Source organism: Azoarcus sp. TTM-91 (assembly GCF_012911025.1).
In the GTDB taxonomy this organism is placed as follows: domain Bacteria; phylum Pseudomonadota; class Gammaproteobacteria; order Burkholderiales; family Rhodocyclaceae; genus Azoarcus.
Window position 1 is genome coordinate 1 of record NZ_WUEI01000083.1, and the last position, 19,560, is coordinate 19,560.

The 19,560-nt window shown below is 70.7% G+C and carries 17 protein-coding genes; 14 read left to right on the forward strand and 3 right to left on the reverse strand.

Features of this window, described 5'->3' with window-relative positions:
* The 3 genes from GRF61_RS18065 to GRF61_RS18075 form a co-directional block, all read left to right on the forward strand.
* A partial coding sequence (locus GRF61_RS18065; protein WP_169152021.1) for an ABC transporter permease occupies positions 1-761 on the forward strand: 761 nt, incomplete at its 5' end.
* Between the two features lie 7 nt (positions 762-768).
* A complete protein-coding gene (locus tag GRF61_RS18070; RefSeq protein ID WP_169152022.1) occupies positions 769-1,470 on the forward strand; it encodes a thioredoxin fold domain-containing protein in 702 nt (233 codons plus the stop codon).
* Between the two features lie 186 nt (positions 1,471-1,656).
* Positions 1,657-2,994, forward strand: a complete 1,338-nt coding sequence (locus tag GRF61_RS18075) for a phenylacetate--CoA ligase (RefSeq protein WP_169152023.1) — start codon at positions 1,657-1,659, stop codon at positions 2,992-2,994.
* 48 nt (positions 2,995-3,042) lie between these two features.
* Here GRF61_RS18075 and GRF61_RS18080 read toward each other — a convergent pair whose 3' ends face one another.
* Positions 3,043-3,525, reverse strand: coding sequence for a DUF3592 domain-containing protein (locus GRF61_RS18080; protein WP_169152024.1), 483 nt, complete (start codon positions 3,523-3,525; stop codon positions 3,043-3,045).
* A 224-nt stretch (positions 3,526-3,749) separates the two neighbouring features.
* On the opposite strand from GRF61_RS18080, the gene GRF61_RS18085 reads away from it, so the two are divergent.
* The 3 genes from GRF61_RS18085 (at position 3,750) to GRF61_RS18095 (ending at position 6,080) form a co-directional block, all read left to right on the forward strand.
* Positions 3,750-4,148: a DUF202 domain-containing protein gene (locus tag GRF61_RS18085; protein ID WP_169152025.1), complete on the forward strand. Its 399-nt coding sequence runs from the start codon at positions 3,750-3,752 to the stop codon at positions 4,146-4,148.
* 385 nt (positions 4,149-4,533) lie between these two features.
* Entirely contained in the window at positions 4,534-5,793 is a 1,260-nt protein-coding gene (locus GRF61_RS18090) for an EAL domain-containing protein (RefSeq protein ID WP_169152026.1), read from the forward strand.
* 122 nt (positions 5,794-5,915) lie between these two features.
* Positions 5,916-6,080, forward strand: coding sequence for a hypothetical protein (locus GRF61_RS18095; protein WP_169152027.1), 165 nt, complete (start codon positions 5,916-5,918; stop codon positions 6,078-6,080).
* A gap of 72 nt (positions 6,081-6,152) precedes the next feature.
* Here the strand turns inward: GRF61_RS18095 and GRF61_RS18100 are convergent, their stop codons facing one another.
* Both GRF61_RS18100 and GRF61_RS18105 read right to left on the reverse strand, forming a co-directional pair.
* Positions 6,153-8,348, reverse strand: a complete 2,196-nt coding sequence (locus tag GRF61_RS18100; RefSeq protein WP_169152028.1) for an EAL domain-containing protein — start codon at positions 8,346-8,348, stop codon at positions 6,153-6,155.
* A 631-nt stretch (positions 8,349-8,979) separates the two neighbouring features.
* Positions 8,980-9,321 (reverse strand): hypothetical protein, encoded by a 342-nt coding sequence (locus GRF61_RS18105; RefSeq protein WP_169152029.1) that lies wholly within the window; start codon positions 9,319-9,321, stop codon positions 8,980-8,982.
* 197 nt (positions 9,322-9,518) lie between these two features.
* Here GRF61_RS18105 and GRF61_RS18110 point away from each other — a divergent pair, with 197 nt between their 5' ends.
* The 8 genes from GRF61_RS18110 to GRF61_RS18145 form a co-directional block, all read left to right on the forward strand.
* Positions 9,519-10,151: a class I SAM-dependent methyltransferase gene (locus tag GRF61_RS18110; RefSeq protein WP_169152030.1), complete on the forward strand. Its 633-nt coding sequence runs from the start codon at positions 9,519-9,521 to the stop codon at positions 10,149-10,151.
* Between the two features lie 432 nt (positions 10,152-10,583).
* Positions 10,584-10,676 (forward strand): K(+)-transporting ATPase subunit F, encoded by a 93-nt coding sequence (gene kdpF / locus GRF61_RS18115; protein WP_133594019.1) that lies wholly within the window; start codon positions 10,584-10,586, stop codon positions 10,674-10,676.
* Positions 10,673-12,445 carry a potassium-transporting ATPase subunit KdpA gene (gene kdpA / locus GRF61_RS18120; protein WP_169152031.1) on the forward strand — a complete coding sequence of 591 codons (1,773 nt, stop codon included), beginning with the start codon at positions 10,673-10,675 and terminating at the stop codon, positions 12,443-12,445. Before kdpF ends, kdpA begins: the two co-directional genes overlap by 4 nt.
* A gap of 106 nt (positions 12,446-12,551) precedes the next feature.
* Positions 12,552-14,642 (forward strand): potassium-transporting ATPase subunit KdpB, encoded by a 2,091-nt coding sequence (gene kdpB / locus GRF61_RS18125; protein ID WP_169152032.1) that lies wholly within the window; start codon positions 12,552-12,554, stop codon positions 14,640-14,642.
* A gap of 58 nt (positions 14,643-14,700) precedes the next feature.
* Positions 14,701-15,327: a potassium-transporting ATPase subunit KdpC gene (gene kdpC / locus GRF61_RS18130; protein WP_169152033.1), complete on the forward strand. Its 627-nt coding sequence runs from the start codon at positions 14,701-14,703 to the stop codon at positions 15,325-15,327.
* 51 nt (positions 15,328-15,378) lie between these two features.
* Positions 15,379-18,111, forward strand: coding sequence for a DUF4118 domain-containing protein (locus GRF61_RS18135; protein ID WP_169152034.1), 2,733 nt, complete (start codon positions 15,379-15,381; stop codon positions 18,109-18,111).
* Positions 18,108-18,800, forward strand: coding sequence for a response regulator (locus tag GRF61_RS18140; protein WP_169152035.1), 693 nt, complete (start codon positions 18,108-18,110; stop codon positions 18,798-18,800). Before GRF61_RS18135 ends, GRF61_RS18140 begins: the two co-directional genes overlap by 4 nt.
* Positions 18,801-18,949: 149 nt before the next feature.
* Positions 18,950-19,560 (forward strand): hypothetical protein (locus GRF61_RS18145; RefSeq protein ID WP_169152036.1); only part of this gene is annotated, 611 nt, incomplete at its 3' end.

Here is a 19,560-nt window from a genome sequence, read left to right on the forward strand (position 1 = left end):
CCCCCCGGCCCCGCAAGCGTCCGCCCTTCGCCTGGGAGCCCTGGCTGCTCGCCGCCATCCTGCTCGCCGCCTGGCAGCTGACAGGCGCCGCCCTCGCCGGCCAGGGCAACCCCCTGCTGCCGACGCCGGCCATCGTGTTCGACGCCCTGTGGCAGTCGCTGCCGGAGCTGGGCCGCGGCACCGTGTCCTCCTTCCTGATCCTGATTCCCGGCTTCGGCCTCGCCCTGGCGCTGGGGGTGACGCTGGGCCTGCTGTGCGGCACCACGCCGCGGCTGGCGCGCGCCTTCTTCCCCTTCGCCAAGGTGGCGGCGCCGATTCCGCCCACGGTGTTCATCCCCTACGCCATCGCGGTGCTGCCGACCTTCCACCTGTCGGCCACCTTCGTCGTCTTCCTCGGCGCCTTCTGGCCCATCTTCCAGAACGCCGCCGCCGGCGCGCTGGCAGTGGAAGGCCGCCACCGCGACAACGCCCGCGTGCTCGGCTTCTCCCGCCTGGAAACCCTGCGCAAGGTGGTGTTCCCGGCCGCGCTGCCGCACATCTTCTCCGGCATGGCGGTGGGCCTGGGCTTCTCCTTCATCCTGCTCACCGTGGCCGAGTTGTTCGGCGCCAACGCCGGCCTGGGCCGCTTCGTGCAGTACTACGCCGACTTCGCCGACTACCCGCGCATGGTGGCCGGCATCCTCTACACCGGCGCGGTCACCTGGGCGGTCATGAGCCTGCTCGATGCCCTGCGCCACCGCGCCCTGTTCTGGCTGAGGTAAGAACGTCATGAGCTCCCGCAAATCGCCCCGCAACACCTTCGCCGACCCCACCGTGCCGGAGCTGCCGCAGGCACGCGCGGAGCTCATTCCCGGCGAGCCGCTGCCCCTGCCGCCCGGCGTGCAGGCCGGCCGCGAAACCCTGCTCGGCCGTGGCCTGTGGATAGGGCTGGTCGGCGTCGCCCTGTTGCTGGCCTTCCTGCTGTTCGGCGAGAGCGGCGCGCATGCCGGCGGCTCCGCGCCGGCTACCGCCACCAAGGCGCATGGCGACGGCTTCTTCCCCGGCACCGCCGACCTCTCCGCCGCGCTCGCCGAGGCCCGCAAGCAGGGCCGCAAGGGCGTGGCGGTGCTGTACGAAATGAACGGTTGCGGCGAGTGCGCCAAGCTGCGTGCCACCACGCTGCAGGACGCCGGCCTGCGCCAGGACTTCCGCCGCAGCTTCGTCGCCGTCTCGCTGATGGCGGACGAACCCGGCGCGCTCACCAACTTCGAAGGCCAGGCCACCACCCTGTCCGGCTTCGCCCGCGACGAGCGGGTGTTCGCCCTGCCGACCCTGGTGTTCTACGACCTCGACGGCCTGCCGGTCGCCCGCCAGACCGGCAGCGCCCTTTCCATCGCCGGATGGCGCCAGCTGACGCGCTATGTCGCCGAAGCCGGCTACGAGGAAGCGCCCTTCCCCGTCTGGCAGGCCGCCCACGGCAAGGGCGGCTGAAGGCAGCCATCGCCTGATTCCAGCGCGGCTGCAGCGCGGCAGATCCAGCCGCCCGCCGCCGCAGACCGGGCACCGCAGCCCGGCCAGACATCCCCCCAGCACCGGCGCTCACCGCCGGAATCCGCATGCGCTTTCAGCCGCAGGCCGGCGCGCATCCAGCCGCTTCACCCCTTTCCTTTCCCGACCATGACGAACGACACCGATCGCAAGTACTGGGACCCGGTGCTGGAAACCCAGTCCCGCGCCGCCTGGAATGCCCTCAAGCTGGAACTGCTGCAGCGCCACCTGCGCCACGCCTACGACAACTCGCCCTACTACCGCGCCAGCTTCGACGCCGCCGGCGTGCGGCCGGAGCAGCTGCATCGCCTGGACGACCTGCGCCGCTTCCCCACCCTGGACAAGAAGATCCTGCGCGAGCGCCAGGAGGCCCAGCCGCTGCTGGGCGACCTCGCGGCGGTGCCGGAGCGGGAAGTGGTCTACGTTTCCGCCTCTTCCGGCTCCACCGGCGTGCCCACGGTGTCGCCCTTCACCCAGCAGGATTTCGACGACTGGATCGACTACGAGGCGCGCCAGTTCTGGTCCTCCGGCCTGCGCCCGCAGGATCGCTACGCCCACTCGCTCAACTTCTCGCTGTTCATCGGCGGCCCCTGCGTGCTCGGCGCGCAGAAGCTGGGCGCGCTCACCATCCACGCCGGCACCGTGCCCTCGGAGCGCCTGCTCGCCATCCTCAAGCAGTTCCAGGCCACCGCCATCTGGACCACGCCCTCATACGCCTGGTACCTGGGCGAGACGGCGCAGAAGGAAGGGCTGGACCCGCGCACCGGGCTGGCGGTGCGGCGCATCTTCGTCGCCGGCGAGCCGGGCGGCTCCATTCCGGAAACCCGCGCCCGCATCGAGGCGCTGTGGGGCGCGGAGGTGTATGACTACTATGGCCTCTCGGACATCTTCGGCGCCTGCGCCGGCATGTGCGAGGAGAAGAACGGCCTGCACTGGGCGGAAGACCACATCCTGGTGGAAGTGCTGGACCCGGACAGCGGCGAGCCAGTCGCCCCGGGCGAGCGCGGCGAGATGGTACTGACCACGCTGAAGAAGCAGGCCCGGCCGCTGATCCGCTTCCGCACCGGCGACATCGTCAGCTTCACCGAGGAGCCCTGCGCCTGCGGCCGCACCAGCCAGCGCCTGCTGGGTGTGCACGGCCGCCGCGACGACATGCTGATCATCCGCGGAGTGAACATCTTCCCCAGCGACGTCGAAGCCATCGTCCGCCAGGACCACGACTTCAGCGGCGAGTACCGGCTGATCGTGGATCGCCCGGACCACCTCGACCGCCTCACCATCGAGGCCGAACGCAGCGTCGCCTATACCGGCAGCAATGAGGCGCTGGCCGGGCGCCTGCGCGAGCGGGTGAAGGCGATCACCGGCGTCGGCGCGCAGGTGAGCATCCTGGCGGCGGAAGCCCTGCCGCGCGCCACCCATAAAGCCAAACGGGTGGAAGACAGGCGCGGGCAGGTGTGGACGGCCTGAGTCCGGGCTGGGCCTCGGTGCGCAGGAATCATGCCCCGCCAGAGGAGCTCAATCCCCCCGGGCCGGCGACAGCCCGATCACGCCAGCCGGCCTGAAATAGGCCATCAGCAGCGCGCCCCCCAGCAGCATGAAGGCCGCGCCCAGCGCGGAGAGGAAAAGCGCCAGCCCCACCGAGTTCATGCCCGCGCCGCGCGGGAAGTTCTGCCGCGGGTCGGCCGGCGCGTACAGCACCTCCACCGGCCCTTCCTCCGGCAGCGCTTTCCACAGCCGCTCGCCTATGCTGCGCACCGCGTCCACCCGCTGCCCCGAGGGCGCGACGAACCAGTACTCCAGCTGGTAATCGCTGTCGCCATCGGCGGCGGCAAAAAAGGTCTTGCGCACGATCTGGCCGGTGGCCGAGGCGGCCTGGCTGGCGATGGCGTTGTCGCGCCAGTACTTCACCCAGGCGCCGGCGGCGGCGAGCAGGCCGACGGCGAGAAAGAAGCTGCCCAGCAGCAGCAGGCTGCGGCTGGCGACGCGCATTCGGGGCATGTTCCCGTCCTGTTCCGGAGCCGCTCCGGCATGACTGCACGGCGGCCGCCGAAGGCGCCGCCGGCCGCATCCGCGACGGCCGTGCATGATGTTCGTTCTAGCATCCGGCGCCGGGCTGGCAGCCGGAAAAAGCAGCGCCGAAGCATACAAGCCGCGCCCGGCCGCCGCCGCGCCGGCAGCACTGTCTTACACTCCGCCCTGCCCCTCTTCGCCTGGAGCCCACCATGTCCGACCTCAAGGATCCGCGCGTGCTGTTCGCCGCCGAGCGCACGCTGCTGGCCTGGAACCGCAGCAGCCTGGCCCTGATCGCCTTCGGTTTCCTGATCGAACGCAGCGCCCTGCTGCTGGAGCTTGCCGCGCCGCAGCGCAACCCGGCGCTGCATCGGGGCTACGCCCTGTGGCTGGGGCTGGGCTTCATCCTGCTCGGCGTTGCCGCCGCGCTGCACTCCTGCCGCGAGTACCGGGTGGTGCTGCGCAGCCTCACGGCCGCCGAGTTTCCGCCCGGCTACCGCGCCACCTGGGGTATGGGCCTCAACCTGGCGGTGGCCCTGCTGGGCGCCCTGCTCGCCGCCGCCCTCTGGCTGAATGCCGCGCTGGAGCGGGCTCCCAGCGTGGTCGGCTGAACGTCGACCGTGCACAAATCCACACTGGCGCAGCTGCCTGCCAGCGCAATATCCGGCAGGCGAAGGGAAGCCCTGGGCAGCGGTTGAGCGCGGAAGCATGGCGAGGCCGCCGGCGGACCAGTTTCCTGCCCGGTATGCCGGGCACACCGCTGGCTTTCCCGCAACACTGCATGCCGGCGACGCGCAGGCTCAAGCCCGGCAGCCTTGGCGGTTGACGTTGGCAGTGCGGGCGGCCCGGCCATGTCCACCTCCTGCCTGCCGCGGGGCATCTTAGGCCAACGGCAAGGCGCAAACCCACTATAACTATGCTGTGCGACACGCAGCGGGATGACGTAGCGCTGCGTAAAACTTGCACTGGTCAAGGCGTGCGCGCCAGGAGTTCTGAATGAGCGACCCCGTTCCAAGCAAGACGCTGCCGGTGGGCAAGACCGCACTCACACGCGCGCTGCTGGGGCTGGAGGGCGAGAGCGCCATCGCGCTGGGGCAGGCCCTGCAGGATGTGGTGCGCTCCATCCGCGTCCACCTCGGCATGGACGTGGCATTCATCTCCGAATTCACCGGCGGGCGGCGGGTGTTCCGCCAGATCGATGCCGGCCTGGTGGCGGTACCGATAGAGGCAGGCGGTGGCGGGCCGCTGGAGGAAAGCTACTGCCAGCGCATCGTCGACGGCCGGCTGCCGCAGCTCATCCACAACGCCCAGGAACTCCCCGCCGCGCTGGAGCTGGCCGCAACCCGTGCGGTGCCGGTGGGCGCCCACTTGAGCGTACCCATCTGTTTCAGCGACGGCAGCGTGTACGGCACGCTGTGCTGCTTCAGCCTCACCGCCAACTACTCGCTGAACGAACGCGACCTCGGCATGATGAAGGTGCTGGCGGACTTCACCGCCCACCGCCTCGAGCAGGATGCCTCCCGCCAGCACGACACCGAGGCGATACGGGAACGCATAGAGCGCGTGCTGGAAACGCGCGACTACAACATCGTCTACCAGCCCATCATCCACGTGCCGGAGCACCGCATCATCGGCTACGAGGCGCTCACCCGCTTCTCCCCCGAGCCCTACCGCACGCCGGACGTCTGGTTCCACGAAGCCGCGCTGGCCGGGCTGCAGGCGGAGCTGGAGATCGCCGTGATAGCGCGGGCGCTGGAGGCCATGCCGCTGCTGCCAGGCAACACCTATATGTCGCTCAATGTGTCGCCGGCCACGCTGATGCGGAGCGGCATCGCCGAAGTGCTGGAGCGCGGACCGCTGAACCGCTTGGTGCTGGAGATCACCGAGCATGAATCCATCATCGACTACGAGGCCTTCGCCCGCGCGCTCACACCGCTGCGCCAGCACGGCCTGGCGCTGGCGGTGGACGACGCCGGTGCCGGCTACGCCAGCTTCCGCCACATCCTCAGGCTCAAGCCGGACATCATCAAGCTGGACATCAGCCTCACCCAGGGCATAGACCAGGACCCCGCCCGGCGCGCGCTGGCGGTGGCGCTGATCCAGTTCGCCGCCGAAACCGGCAGCAAGATCGTCGCCGAAGGAGTGGAGAAGCTGAGCGAGCTGGAAGTACTGCGCCAACTCAAGGTAAACAAGGCGCAAGGCTATCTGCTGGGCCGGCCGGCCCCGGCGTCCCGCTTGCAGACGAGCTTGCAGTAGTACCTCAGGCGTAACGGCCCGGTCGGCTTCCGCAGGCCGTTGGCACCTTCGGCCACGACATCGGCGATCTGCTGCTGCGCGAAGTGGTGGCCCGGCTGCGGCTGGCCGCAGATGAATTCAGCGTGGCGCTGAAAGGGCTGACCAGCGGCGGCGACCAGGCCATGAAGTGCGCTGAACGCATCCTCCGCGCCATCGCCCAGGCCATCCACATCGATACCTGTGTCGCCCGGGTGGGCGTCGGCCTGGCCATCCGCGAACCCGGGCCGGAGCGCGCGCGGGGGCGCTGATCAAGCGCGCCGATTCAGCGATGTACGGGGCCAAGCACGCCCAAGGGCTGCATCCGGCAGCGCTGAGCCGGCTCAGCCCGGCAAAGCCTGGCGCAAGGAGCGGATGCCGAACAGTTCGGCGAATTCGACCGCCGACACCGGTTTGCCGAACAGGTAGCCCTGCCCTTCCTCGCAGCCGTAGCGATAGAGGCAGCGCATCTGGTTCTCGTCCTCGATGCCTTCGGCGATGGTCTCGAGCTGGAAGCTGTTCGCCATGTCCAGGATGGCGCGTATCACCGATGCGTCCCGCTCGGAGCTGAGGATGCCCTGGACGAAGGAGCGGTCTATCTTGATGCGGCTCAATGGGTAACTCTTCAGCAGGCTGAGGGAGGCGTAGCCGGTGCCGAAGTCGTCGAAGGCCACGCCGACGCCGTAGTTGCGCAGCCGCTTCAGGATGTCCAGCACCACATCGTCGTTATCCAGCACGATGTTCTCGGTCACCTCCAGCTCCAGCGCATCCGGCGGCAGGCCGTGACGGTTCAGCGCGGCCACCACCTGGGACACCAGATCGCCCACCCGGAACTGGGCGCCGCACAGATTCACCCCCATGCGGAAGCGCTCCGCCCCGGCACGCCGCCACTGCGCCGCCTGGGCGCAGGCCTCGTCGATGATCCAGGCGCCGACGATAGCCGCCAGCGGCCCGCCCTCCAGCGCCGGCAGGAAGGCCGCCGGCGCCAGCAGCCCGCGCTGCGGGTGGCGCCAGCGGATCAGCGCCTCGGCGCCCACCAGCTCGCCGTCGTACAGCCGCACCTGCGGCTGGTAGAAGAGCACGAATTCGCCGTCATTCACCGCCCGGTGCAGCTCGATGTTGTACAAGCGCCGCGCCATCGCATCCATGCGCAGGGCGGTGACGAAGAGGAAGCACTGGCCGCGACCCAGGCTCTTGGCCTTGAACAGCGCGAGGTCGGCGTCGCCGATCAGCTCCAGCGCCTCCTGCGCCTGCGCCGGCGCCACCGCCACGCCGCAGCTGGCCGCCACCCTCACCTCGTGGCCGTCCACCACGATGGGCTCGGCGATGCGCGCCATCAGGGTACGCGCCACCTCCATCGCCAGTTCCGGAATGGCGACGCCCGGCAGCAGGATGGCGAATTCGTCGCCGCCGATGCGCGCCACCGTGTCGCCGCTGCCCACGCCCAGCGCCAGCCGGCGCGCCACTTCGCACAGGATGCCGTCGCCCACCGCATGGCCCAGGGTGTCGTTCACATCCTTGAAGCCGTCCAGGTCCACCATCAGCGCCGCCGCGGGCAGCGGCTTGGTCAGCGTCTCCTCCATGCGGCGGTAGAAGCAGGCGCGGTTGGCCAGGCCGGTGAGGATGTCGGTGTGGGCAATGCGGTGCAGCTCCGCCTCCTCGCGCCGGCGTTCGGTGAGATCCTGCAAGTGGGCGTTGAAGGTGAGCACGCCGTTCTCGCGCCAGCAGAACAGGGAGAATCCGAGCAGGAATTCACTGCCGTCCTTGCGCAGGCCATGCAGCTCGCTGGGCATCACCAGCCCGTCCACCGAGCCCGCCTTCACCGCCTGGGTGATGAGTTCGCGCACGCCAGCGCGGTAGCGCTCCGGCAACAGGGTGTCGATGGAGCGGCCGGCGCCTTCCTCCATGCCATAGCCGTGCAGCCGCGCCGCCGCCTCGTTCCAGGCAACGATGTTGCGCAGCTCATCGAACCACACCACCGCGGTCGGCGAGTTGCGGGCGAACTCCTCGAACGGGCGCCTGGCCTGTTCGGTGGAGATTTCCACCCGGCGCAGCTCCAGCCTGTCCGCCGCCATCTTGGCCAGCTCGCGCAGGCGCAGGCAGTCGTCTTCGGAGAAGTCGTGATGCGGCTTGCCATCGATCACGCACAGCGCGCCCAGCGCATGGCCCTCGGGCGAGGTGAGCGGCACGCCGGCGTAGAAGCGCAGATTGGCTGTGCCGGTAACCAGCGGATTGTCGTGGAAGCGTTCGTCCTGGGTGGCGTCCGGCACCACCATCACGCCGTTCTGGGTGATGGCGTGGGCGCAGAAGGAGACATCGCGGCTCATGTTGACGTCGGCGCCTTCCAGGCCGGTGCTGGCGGCGAAGAACACCTGGTCGCTGCCTATCATGTTCACCGCCGCCACCGGCATGTTGAACATGCGGGCGGCGATCTGCACGACCGGGTCCAGGCTGGGAAGCGGGCGGTCGCTGCCCAGTCCATAAGCGGCCAGGGCCTTGATGCGCTCCGGTTCGGTGGGCAACACGGGGGGGCATTTCATGACGTTCTCCTCGCCGGGATTTGTGCTCTGCGGCAACATCCCCGCCTACTCGAAGTGCCCGGATTGGGCGCGCCAGAATCCAATATATACCCAGGCACCGCTGCGGCGTAGTCATCCGGCACGGCCCTGCGGCACTTTTTTCCCGCGCTTATAGACCCTCTTTTTATCAAGGCTTTCAAACAATTAGTCCGATCAGGCTAGGCCACTTCCGACGATCCGCGCATGACTGGATAAACCTTGATCAACCCGTTTGCCATTGCGCGGATTCACACCGCACCGCGGGCCTGGCCCGTCGGACAGCCCGCCGCAAGCGCTATCGCCCCGTCTTCTCAACCTAGAATGGGCATACGCAAAAAGACATAGTTCCGAGAGGCTCCGGATAAATCCGATCCGCATTACCCGGACGGATGAAACGGGCCGAGAAATACGCTTGCCGGGGATGGCGGGAGCAATCCGCAGCGAGGCGAAAAAGCCCGGCGGCGGCGGCGCGAGAACATGCGGATGAGTGGCGGGCAGCGCCTCTACCGCAACGCAACAATGCGCCCGGCGACCAAGCTGACGTGGCGGCGGCAGCCGCATCGCCGGCCCCTTCCTCACATCCCGCAGCGGGGCCGTTCCGGGGCAAGGAGGGTCAGGCGCGGCGTATCGCCTGCCACAGCGCCCGGCAGGACCAGCGCAGCCAGGCCACCGTGAGTGCGTCCCGCCAGCGCCACCAGGCGCTGCGCCGCTGCCGCGCCAGCCGGTGTGCTATCTGCTGCTGCAGCCACTCGCCGTCGAAAGCCGTCCATACCGGTGGCGCCGGCGTCAGCAGGTTGGCATGGCAGACCAGCGCGACTTCGCAGAAGAAGATGCGCTCCACCTCCGCCTCGGCATGGCCGCTCACCCGCGCGGCAATGCCAGCGAAATCCACCGCGTTGTCAACGAAGGCGTCGGACAGGGCGAGGCGCACCGCGGCTTTCTGCTCGTCGTTCATCGGCGGAACCGCCCACGGGCGGCGAAGGTGGAAGACAGCCGGCAAGAGTCGGGCAGAACACCGGCCACTGGCAAGCCCGGCGGCCCTCGCCTGCGGCATTGCCGGCATCGCCGGGCGAGAAAGAAAGGGCCGCCCCCTCTGCCCAGCCGCCCCGGTTGGCGCTAGGCTGCGCCTTCCCGACCTCAGGCCTGCGCCTCATGAATCAGCCCGCCACCGACAACAGCCCGCTCGCCGCCAACATCATCGGCATCTACATCCGGCATGCGGCGTACTGGGACAGCCGGCGCGCACCCACGCTGCGAATGGAAACCGCCTGGCTGCAGCGCTTCGCCGCCCTGCTGCCGGCCGCGGCCAGCGTGCTGGACATCGGCTGCGGCACTGGCCAGCCCATCGCCCGCTGGCTGCTGGAGCAGGGCCATGCCGTCAGCGGCGTAGACAGTTCGCCCGCCATGCTGGACTACTGCCGCAGCCGCCTGCCGCAAGGCGAATGGCTGGCGGGCGACATGCGCGAGCTGGCGCTGGGCCGCCGCTTCCACGGCCTCATCGCCTGGGACAGCTTCTTCCACCTCACCGCCGACGACCAGCGCGCCATGTTCCCCCGCTTCCGCGCCCACGCCCTGCCCGGCGCCGCGCTGCTGTTCACCAGCGGCCCGGGCGCCGGCGACGCGATAGGCGAGTTCGAGGGCGAGCCGCTGTACCACGCCAGCTTGGCGCCGGAGGAATACCGCGCGCTGCTGGCAGAAAACGGCTTCGCCGTGCGCGCCCACCGCAGCGAAGACCCGGACTGCGGCCGGCACACGGTGTGGCTGGCGCAGCACGCGGACGCCTGAGCGGGCAGGCCTTCCAGCCGGCAAGCGGATGAGAGATTCCGTTCGCCTCCAAGCCGTCCCAGGCGCGTGCTGACGCCGTCCTGAACCCGCCGGAGAACTCGGCCCGAACGGGCTGGGCGCCTTCAATGGGCGGCTTCGCTCCCGGCTTGGCGGCAAGCGGGGCGAAACCGGCCGTGCCACCCGCCAGTGCCCGGCCACAAACCAGCCCACGCCGCCTCCAGACCCCGCGCTGCCGCGGCTAAAGCACGCTCTTTACGCTTTCTTGATCCCCGCGCCACCTGGCTTTTCAGCATCTTGATGCGGCTCCTCCTAGGCTCTCAGCGTCACCGGAGGATTCGTCATGGACCTGCTTTTCCTCGCGCTCACCGCGCTCTGTTTCACCGCCGTCGCCGGCCTCGCCCATGGCTGCGCCGCCCTTGCCCGGAGGCGCGGATGAACGGCCTCTACCTGCTGGCCGGGCTGGTGGCGGCCGGCCTGCTCGTCTATCTCCTCGCCGCCCTGCTGTTCCCGGAGGACTTCTCGTGAACGCCCAGGCCTGGATGCTGCTCTGCGCCTTTCTCGCCGTTGTGCTGCTGCTCGCCGCGCCTACCGCCGCCTGGCTGGCGCGGGTGATGGAGGGCCGCTTCGCGCTCGGCGCCCGCATCGAAGCGCCGCTCTACCGCCTGGCCGGCGTGCGCCCGCAGGAGGACATGAGCTGGCTGCGCTACGCCCTCGCCCTGCTGCTGTTCAACCTGCTGGGCACCTTGGCGGTATATGCGCTGCAACGGCTGCAGGCCGGGCTGCCCTTCAACCCGGAAGGCATGGGCGCCATCGCCGCCGACTCCGCCTTCAACACCGCCATCAGCTTCGCCAGCAACACCAACTGGCAGGGCTACGGCGGCGAGACCAGCATGAGCTACCTCACCCAGATGCTGGCGCTGACGGTGCAGAACTTCCTCTCCGCCGCCACCGGCATCGCGGTGGCGATGGCGCTGATCCGCGGCTTCGCCCGCCGCGGCGCCGCCGGCATCGGCAACGCCTGGGCGGACCTCGTTCGCGTCACCCTGTGGGTGCTGCTGCCGGCCTCGGCGCTGCTGGCGCTGTTCTTCGTCAGCCAGGGCGTGATCCAGAACCTGGCGCCCTACCAACAGGTGGAAACGCTGGAAGCGCTGCAGTACGAGGTACCGCGCACCGGACCGGACGGCGCGCCCGTGCTGGACGCCGACGGCAAACCCGAAATGCAGACGCGGCACACCCTCGGCCAGACGCTGGCGATGGGCCCGGTGGCCTCGCAGGAGGCGATCAAGCTGCTGGGCACCAACGGCGGCGGCTTCTTCAACGCCAACTCCGCCCACCCCTACGAGAACCCGAACGCGCTGAGCAACTTCGCCCAGATGGTCGCCATATTCCTGATCCCGGCGGCGCTCTGCCTGGTGTTCGGCCGGCTGGTGGGCGATCCGCGCCAGGGCTGGACGCTGCTGGCGGCGATGACGCTGCTGTTCGTGCTGGCGGTGATCGCCCTCACCCACTACGAGGCCCTGGGCAACCCGCGGCTGGCCGCGCTGGGCGTGGCGGACGGCGGCAACCTGGAGGGCAAGGAGCTGCGCTTCGGCATCGCCGCCTCCAGCCTGTTCGCTGTCATCACCACCGCCGCCTCCTGCGGCGCGGTGAATGCGATGCACGACGCCCTCACCCCGCTGGGCGGCGCGGTGCCGCTGGCGCTGATGCAACTGGGCGAAGTGGTGTTCGGCGGCGTCGGCAGCGGCCTCTACGGCATGCTGGTGCTCGCCCTGCTGGCGGTGTTCATCGCCGGGCTGATGATAGGCCGCACGCCGGAGTACCTCGGCAAGAAGATCGAAGCCTACGAGATGAAGATGGTGGCCATCACCATCCTGGTAACGCCGCTGCTGGTGCTGGGCGGCACCGCGCTGGCGGTGATGGCGGAAGCCGGCCGCGCCGGCATCGCCAACCCCGGCGCCCACGGCTTCAGCGAAATCCTCTACGCCCTCAGCTCCGCCGCCAACAACAACGGCAGCGCCTTCGCCGGTCTCTCCGCCAACACCCCCTTCTACAACACCCTGCTCGGCGTGGCGATGTGCCTGGGCCGCTACGCGGTGATGGTGCCGGTGCTGGCCATCGCCGGCAGCCTGGCGGCGAAGAAGCGGCTGGCCGCCGGCGCCGGCACCCTGCCCACCCACGGCCCGTTGTTCGTGGCGCTGCTGGCCGGCACCGTGCTGCTGGTCGGCCTGCTCAACTACCTGCCGGCGCTGGCGCTCGGGCCGGTGGTGGAGCACCTGACGCTGTTTGGCCGCTGAACGTCGGGCCAGCCGGCCAAGCCGCGACGACACCGCCTTTCCCCTTCCCTGTCCCGGCCGCCGGCCCGCTCCGGCGCGCTGCCCCAACGCGGAAGCGAGACCTCACATGACACGCAAGACCTTTACCCTGTTAGACCCAACCCTGGCCGGCCCCGCCGCCGTCGAGGCGCTGCGCAAGCTGCATCCCCGCGTGCAATGGCGCAATCCGGTAATGCTGGTCGTCTATGCCGGCGCCGCGCTCACCACCCTGCTGTGGCTGCAGACCCTGGGCGGCGATGGCGAAGCCTCGCCCGGTTTCATCCTGGCGGTGGCGCTGTGGCTGTGGTTCACCGTGCTGTTCGCCAACTTCGCCGAGGCCCTGGCCGAAGGCCGCAGCAAGGCGCAGGCGGCCTCGCTGCGGGCGCTGAAGCAGGAGAGCTGGGCCTGCCGGCTGCGCGACGCGGAGGCTCGCGGCGAGGGCGAGCGCGTCGCCGCCAACGCGCTGCGCCGTGGCGACCTGGTGCTGGTGGAAGCCGGCGACGACAGCCAGGGCCTGATCCCGGCCGACGGCGAGGTCGTGGCCGGCGTGGCCTCGGTGGACGAATCCGCCATCACCGGCGAATCCGCGCCGGTGATCCGCGAGGCCGGCGGCGACTTCAGCGCCGTCACCGGCGGCACCCGCGTGCTGTCGGACTGGATCGTGCTGCGCGTCACCGCGAATCCCGGCGAAACCTTCGTCGACCGCATGATCGCCATGGTGGAAGGCGCCCGCCGGCAGAAGACGCCGAACGAGATCGCCCTCTCCATCCTGCTGGTGGCGCTCACCCTGGTGTTCCTGGTCGTCACCGCCAGCCTGCTGCCCTTCTCCCTGTTCAGCGTGGCGGCCGCCGGCGCCGGCCAGCCGGTGACGCTCACCGTGCTGGTGGCGCTGCTGGTCTGCCTCATCCCCACCACCATCGCCGGCCTGCTGTCGGCGGTGGGCGTGGCCGGCATGAGCCGCATGATGCAGGCCAACGTCATCGCCACCTCCGGCCGCGCGGTGGAAGCCGCCGGCGATGTGGACGTGCTGCTGCTGGACAAGACCGGCACCATCACCCTGGGCAACCGCCAGGCCGCCGCCTTCCTGCCGGCGCCGGGCATCTCCGAGCGCGAGCTGGCCGACACCGCCCAGCTCGCCTCGCTGGCGGACGAAACGCCGGAGGGCCGCAGCATCGTCGTGCTGGCCAAGCAGCGCTTCGCCCTGCGCGAGCGCGACATCGCCGCGCTGGGCGCCAGCTTCGTCCACTTCTCGGCGCAGACGCGGATGAGCGGGGTGGACATGGGCGCACGCCAGCTGCGCAAGGGCGCGGCGGAGGCCATACGCCGGCATGTGGAGGCTCGGGCGGAAGGCGGGGCCGGCCACTTCCCGCCGGCGGTGCAGGCCACGGTGGACGAAGTCTCCCGCCGCGGCAGCACGCCGCTGGTGGTGGCCGACGGCGGCCGGGTGCTGGGCACCATCGAGCTCAAGGACGTGGTCAAGGGCGGCATCAAGGAGCGTTTCGCCGAGCTGCGCCGCATGGGCATAGAGACGGTGATGGTGACCGGCGACAACCGCCTCACCGCCGCCGCCATCGCCGCCGAGGCCGGGGTGGACGACTTCCTCGCCGAGGCCACGCCGGAGGACAAGCTGCGCCTCATCCGCCGCTACCAGGACGCCGGCCGCCTGGTGGCGATGACCGGCGACGGTACCAACGACGCCCCGGCGCTAGCCCAGGCCGACGTCGCGGTGGCGATGAACACCGGCACCCAGGCGGCCAAGGAGGCCGGCAACATGGTGGATCTGGACAGCAACCCGACCAAGCTGATCGAGGTGGTGGAAACCGGCAAGCAGATGCTGATGACGCGCGGCTCGCTCACCACCTTCTCCATCGCCAACGACATCGCCAAGTTCTTCGCCATCATCCCGGCGGCCTTCGTCGGCACCTATCCGCAGCTGGGCGCGCTCAACCTGATGGGGCTGGCCAGCCCGGGCTCGGCCATCCTGTCGGCGGTCATCTTCAACGCCCTCATCATCGTCGCCCTGATTCCGCTCGCCCTGCGCGGCGTGCGCTACCGGCCGGTGGGCGCCGCCGCGCTGCTGCGGCGCAACCTGCTGGTGTATGGCCTCGGCGGGCTGATCGCGCCCTTCGCCGGCATCAAGCTGATCGACCTCGGGCTGGCGGCGGCCGGCTGGGCCTGACCGGCCGCCTCGCGCCGCAACCGCCTTCCTCCCGCCACCGCATCCCCGGAGCCACGCCATGTCCGCCCTGCCCCGCACCGCCTTGCCCCACAGCTCCCTGCTGCGCCCCGCCCTCGTCCTCTTCCTCGCCCTCTCGCTGCTCACCGGCCTCGCCTATCCGCTGCTCACCACCGTGCTGGCGCAGGCGCTGTTCCCCGCCCAGGCCGGCGGCAGCCTGCTGCTGCGCGAGGGCAGGCCGGTCGGCTCGGCGCTGATCGGCCAATCCTTCAGCTCGCCGGAATATTTCTGGAGCCGCCCCTCCGCCACCACGCCCATGCCCTACAACGCCGCCTCCTCCGCCGGCGCCAACCTTGGGCCGACCAATCCGGCGCTGCTGCAGGCGGTGGAAGCGCGCATCGCCGCCCTGCGCGCCGCCCACCCGGAGCAGCCGGGGCCGGTACCGGCGGACCTGGTCACCACCTCAGCCAGCGGCCTGGACCCGCACATCAGCCTGGCCGCGGCCGGCTACCAGCTGGAACGGGTGGCGCGGGCGCGCGGCCTGCCGCCGCAGGCCCTGCGCAGCCTGCTGGCGGAGCACGCCGAGCAGCCGCTGTCCGGTTTCCTCGGCGAAGCGCGGGTGAACGTGCTGCAGCTGAACCTGGCGCTGGACGAGCTGGCAGCGCGCACGCGCGCCGCACGGAACTGATGCCGCCAATGCAATCCCCCCGGCAAGCGCCCCGGCGTAGGATGGCCGCAAATGCCTGAACAGCGCCCAGACCCCGACCAGTTGCTCGCCCAGGTGCAGGAGGCCAGCGGCCGTGCCGGCCGCGGCAGGCTGAAGATCTTCTTCGGCGCCTGCGCCGGCGTGGGCAAGACCTACGCCATGCTGAGCGCCGCCCGGGCGCTCGCCGGTGTGGGCCCGGCGCCCGCCGGCGCCGCCAGCGGCGACATCCTCATCGGCATCGTCGAAACCCACGGCCGCGCCGAAACCGAGGCCCTGCTGCCCGGCCTCGCCCGGCTGCCAGCACAGCGTCTCAGCTACAAGGGCAGCGAGCTGGAGGAGTTCGACCTGGACGCCGCCCTCGCCCGCCGCCCGGCGCTCATCCTGGTGGACGAACTCGCCCACTCCAACCTCGCCGGCTGCCGCCACCCCAAGCGCTGGCAGGACGTGGAGGAGCTGCTGGCGGCCGGCATCGACGTGTGGACGACGATGAACGTCCAGCACCTCGAAAGCCTGAACGACATCGTCGGCGGCATCACCGGCATCCGGGTGTGGGAAACGGTGCCGGACCGGGTGTTCGACGCCGCCGACGAAGTCGTCATCGTCGACCTGCCGCCGGACGACCTGCTGCAGCGCCTGAAGGAAGGCCGCATCTACCTGCCGCGGCAGGCCGAGCAGGCGGTGCGCAACTTCTTCCGCAAGGGCAACCTCATCGCCCTGCGCGAACTCGCCCTGCGCCGCACCGCCGACCGGGTGGACAGCCAGATGCAGCGCTACCGCCAGCGCGGCGCGCCGCCGCCGGCCTACGGCAACCGCGAGGCGCTGCTGGTCTGCCTGGGCACCGCCGGGGACGACGACAAGACGCTGCGCTCCGCCGCCCGCCTCGCCGCCCAGCTGGATGCGTCCTGGCATGCGGTGCACGTGGAGACGCCGGCGGTGCAGCGCCAGCCGCAGGCGGCCCGCGAACGCGCCCTGCGCCTGCTGCGGCTGGCGCAGGAGATGGGCGCGGAAACCGCCACCCTGGCCGGCCAGGACGTGGCCGAGGCGGTGGTGAAGTACGCCCGCCAGCACAACCTCGCCCGCCTGCTCATCGGCCGCCGCCGGCGCCGCCTGCTGCCCGGGCGCCGCGGGCTGGCGGAACGCATTGGCGAGCTGGGCGCGGAACTGGATGTGATGCAGATCGCCCGGCCGCCGCGTCGCCATGCGGCGGATCCCCTCCGCAACGAGGTCCGCGCGCCGGCGGCGAACGGCCCGCGCTGGCGCCCCTACGCCCTCAGCGCCGCCGCCTGCGGGCTGGCGGCGCTGCTCGCCGGCCTGCTGTTCCCGGTGTTCGAGCTGCCCAACATCGTCATGCTCTTCCTGCTGGCGGTAGTTGGCGTGGCCCTGCGCTGCGGCCGCGGGCCGGCGGTGCTGGCCGCCTTCCTGTCGGTGGCCGCCTTCGACTTCTTCTTCGTCCAGCCACGGCTGTCCTTCAACGTCAGCGACATCCAGTACCTGGTGACCTTCGGCGTGATGCTCGTGGTCGGGCTGGTGATAGGCCAGCTCACCGCCCGCCTCAGCTTCCAGGCCCACGTCGCCCAGGAAGGCGAGAACCGCATGCGGGCGCTGTACGAGATGTCGCGCAGCCTGTCGGCCGCGCTGCTGCCGGAGCAGGTGGCCGAAATCGGCGGCCGCTTCCTGGCGGCGGAATTCGACGCCCGCTCCGCCCTGCTGGTGGCCGACGACCAGGATGCGCTGCAAGCGCCGCTGGGCGCAGGCGAGCCGCCGGAGCTGGATGCCGCCATCGCCCACTGGTGCTACCAGCGCCAGAGCGCCGCCGGCCCGGGCACCGACACCCTGCCCGCCGGCGCCACCCTCTACCTGCCGCTGCGCGCGTCCATGCGGGTGCGCGGCGTGCTGGCGCTGCAGGCACAGGACGCCGTGCGGCTGGCGACGCCGGAGCAACGCCGCCTGCTGGAGACCTGCGCCTCGCTGCTGGCGCTGTCGCTGGAGCGGCTGCATTACATCGAAGTTGCCCAGGGCACCACGCTGCAGATGGAGTCGGAGCGGCTGCGCAACTCCCTGCTCGCCGCCATTTCCCACGATCTGCGCACGCCGCTGGCCTCGCTGGTCGGCCTCGCCGAAGCGCTGCCGCTGGCACGGCCGCCAGTGGCCGGCCAGGCGCTGGAGATCGCCGACGCCATCCGCGACTCCGCCCTGCGCATGAACGCGCTGGTCGCCAACCTGCTGGACATGGCCCGGCTGGAAGCTGGCGCGGTGCAGCTGAACCGGCAGTGGCAGCCGCTGGAGGAAGTGGTGGGCAGCGCGCTGGCGGCGGCGCGGCCGGCGCTGGCCGGGCGCAGCGTCAGCGTCGCCCTTCCGGACGCGCTGCCCTTGGTGTATATCGACGCCGTCCTCATCGAACGGGTGCTGGTTAACGTGCTGGAGAACGCGGCCAAATACACACCGGCGGGCACGCCGCTGGAGCTCGCCGCCGCCGTGGCCGGCGACAGCGTGCTGCTGTGGCTGGACGACCACGGCCCCGGCCTGCCGCCCGGCCGCGAGGAAGCGCTGTTCAACAAGTTCGAGCGCGGCGCCCGGGAGAGCGCCACCAGCGGCGTCGGCCTCGGGTTGGCCATCTGCCGCGCCATCGCCCGCGCCCACGGCGGCGACATCAGCGGCGCCAGCCGTGCGCAGGGCGGCGCCCGCTTCACCCTGCGTCTGCCGCGCGGCGAGCCGCCGGCGCTGACGGCACCGGTCGAGGCCGACGAGCCGGGGAGCACGGCATGAGCGACGCCCCCATCCGCGTGCTCATCGTCGAGGACGACGCCGGCATCCTGCGCTTCGTGCGCATGGCGCTGGAGGCGGAAGGCCTGCAGGTGTTCGAAGCCGCCTCGCTCAAGCGCGGCCTGATCGAAGCCGGCACCCGCCGGCCCGACCTGGTGGTGCTGGACCTCGGCCTGCCGGACGGCGACGGCGTGGATTTCATCCGCGACCTGCGCGGCTGGTCGGAGATGCCGGTCATCGTGCTGTCCGCCCGCAGCGCCGAGGCGGAGAAGATCAAGGCCCTGGACAGCGGCGCCGACGACTACCTGGTCAAGCCCTTCGGCACCGGCGAGCTGCTCGCCCGGGTGCGCAGCCTGCTGCGCCGCCGCGCCCGCAGCAGTGCGGAGGACAGCGCAATCCTCAGCTTCGGCGACATCCGCATCGACCTGCCCCGGCGGGTGGTGGAGCGCGCCGGCGCGCCGCTGCACCTCACCCCGCTGGAATACCGCCTGCTCACCCACCTGTGTGCCCATCCGGACCGGGTACTCACCCACCGCCAGCTGCTGAAGGCGGTCTGGGGCGCCGCCCACGAGGCGGACACCCAGTACCTGCGCGTGTTCATGGCCGGCCTGCGCAAGAAAGTGGAGGCCGACCCCTCGCAGCCGCGCCACCTCATCACCGAGACCGGCGTCGGCTACCGCTTCCTGCCCTGAGCGCCCACGGGCAGCCCTGCGCGGCGGCAACGCCCCACTTCAGGCAGTCCAGTCGTAACACATTGCCATTCCGCGCCATGACAGCTCCATCCGCTGCTATATCGCAGCCACGGCCGCCACCGGCGGTCGCCACCACCAGGAGGGAGACAATGTCGAGAAAGCGATTCATCCGGGCGCTGGGCGCCACCGCTGCATTCATGCTGCTCGCCGGCAGCGCGCAGGCCGCGCCGGTGACCTTCTATTTCGGCGGCCGCATCGCCGACCAAGGCATCGGCCGGCACGTGGCCGGCAGCATCACCTACGACACCGCCGCCAGCGAGATCGTCGATTCCCGCGGCCCCGGCGATCTCGGCGACCGCCTGCTGTACCGCAACGCCATCACCGAATGGACCTTCGACACCGGCCTGGTCTCCCGCACCGTCACCAACGGCCACATCGCGGTGTGGAACGACTACCTGCGCTGCATCCAGCCCGCCGCGGACGGCGGCTGCGCGGCCCCGCATCAGGCGGAAGCGGACCGCATCATGTTCAGCTTCGACGTGCTGGGCGAGCAGATCACCCTCATCCTGCTCGGCAACTGGCTGTCCGGCGATCCTGCCAGCGTGCTGCACAGCTACCTGGACAGCAGCGCCCTGCCGAACGACATCCCTGCGCTGGATACCGGCCGCGTCGATTTCTTCTGGTACAGGGAAACGCCGGACGGCTTCGAAGAGATCGCCAGCAACTGGCTGGATGTGGCCGCCACCCCCTTCCCCGATCC

Bases quoted from the DNA above. Each gene is read 5' to 3' on its own strand.
- GRF61_RS18140 (WP_169152035.1), top strand. From the start codon at position 18,108: ATGAGCGACGCCCCCATCCGCGTGCTCATCGTCGAGGACGACGCCGGC.
- GRF61_RS18075 (WP_169152023.1), top strand. From the start codon at position 1,657: ATGACGAACGACACCGATCGCAAGTACTGGGACCCGGTGCTGGAAACC.
- GRF61_RS18080 (WP_169152024.1), bottom strand. From the start codon at position 3,525: ATGCCCCGAATGCGCGTCGCCAGCCGCAGCCTGCTGCTGCTGGGCAGC.
- kdpC (WP_169152033.1), top strand. From the start codon at position 14,701: ATGTCCGCCCTGCCCCGCACCGCCTTGCCCCACAGCTCCCTGCTGCGC.
- kdpF (WP_133594019.1), top strand. From the start codon at position 10,584: ATGAACGGCCTCTACCTGCTGGCCGGGCTGGTGGCGGCCGGCCTGCTC.
- GRF61_RS18135 (WP_169152034.1), top strand. From the start codon at position 15,379: ATGCCTGAACAGCGCCCAGACCCCGACCAGTTGCTCGCCCAGGTGCAG.
- GRF61_RS18100 (WP_169152028.1), bottom strand. From the start codon at position 8,348: ATGAAATGCCCCCCCGTGTTGCCCACCGAACCGGAGCGCATCAAGGCC.
- GRF61_RS18105 (WP_169152029.1), bottom strand. From the start codon at position 9,321: ATGAACGACGAGCAGAAAGCCGCGGTGCGCCTCGCCCTGTCCGACGCC.
- GRF61_RS18090 (WP_169152026.1), top strand. From the start codon at position 4,534: ATGAGCGACCCCGTTCCAAGCAAGACGCTGCCGGTGGGCAAGACCGCA.
- GRF61_RS18070 (WP_169152022.1), top strand. From the start codon at position 769: ATGAGCTCCCGCAAATCGCCCCGCAACACCTTCGCCGACCCCACCGTG.
- GRF61_RS18085 (WP_169152025.1), top strand. From the start codon at position 3,750: ATGTCCGACCTCAAGGATCCGCGCGTGCTGTTCGCCGCCGAGCGCACG.
- GRF61_RS18110 (WP_169152030.1), top strand. From the start codon at position 9,519: ATGAATCAGCCCGCCACCGACAACAGCCCGCTCGCCGCCAACATCATC.
- kdpB (WP_169152032.1), top strand. From the start codon at position 12,552: ATGACACGCAAGACCTTTACCCTGTTAGACCCAACCCTGGCCGGCCCC.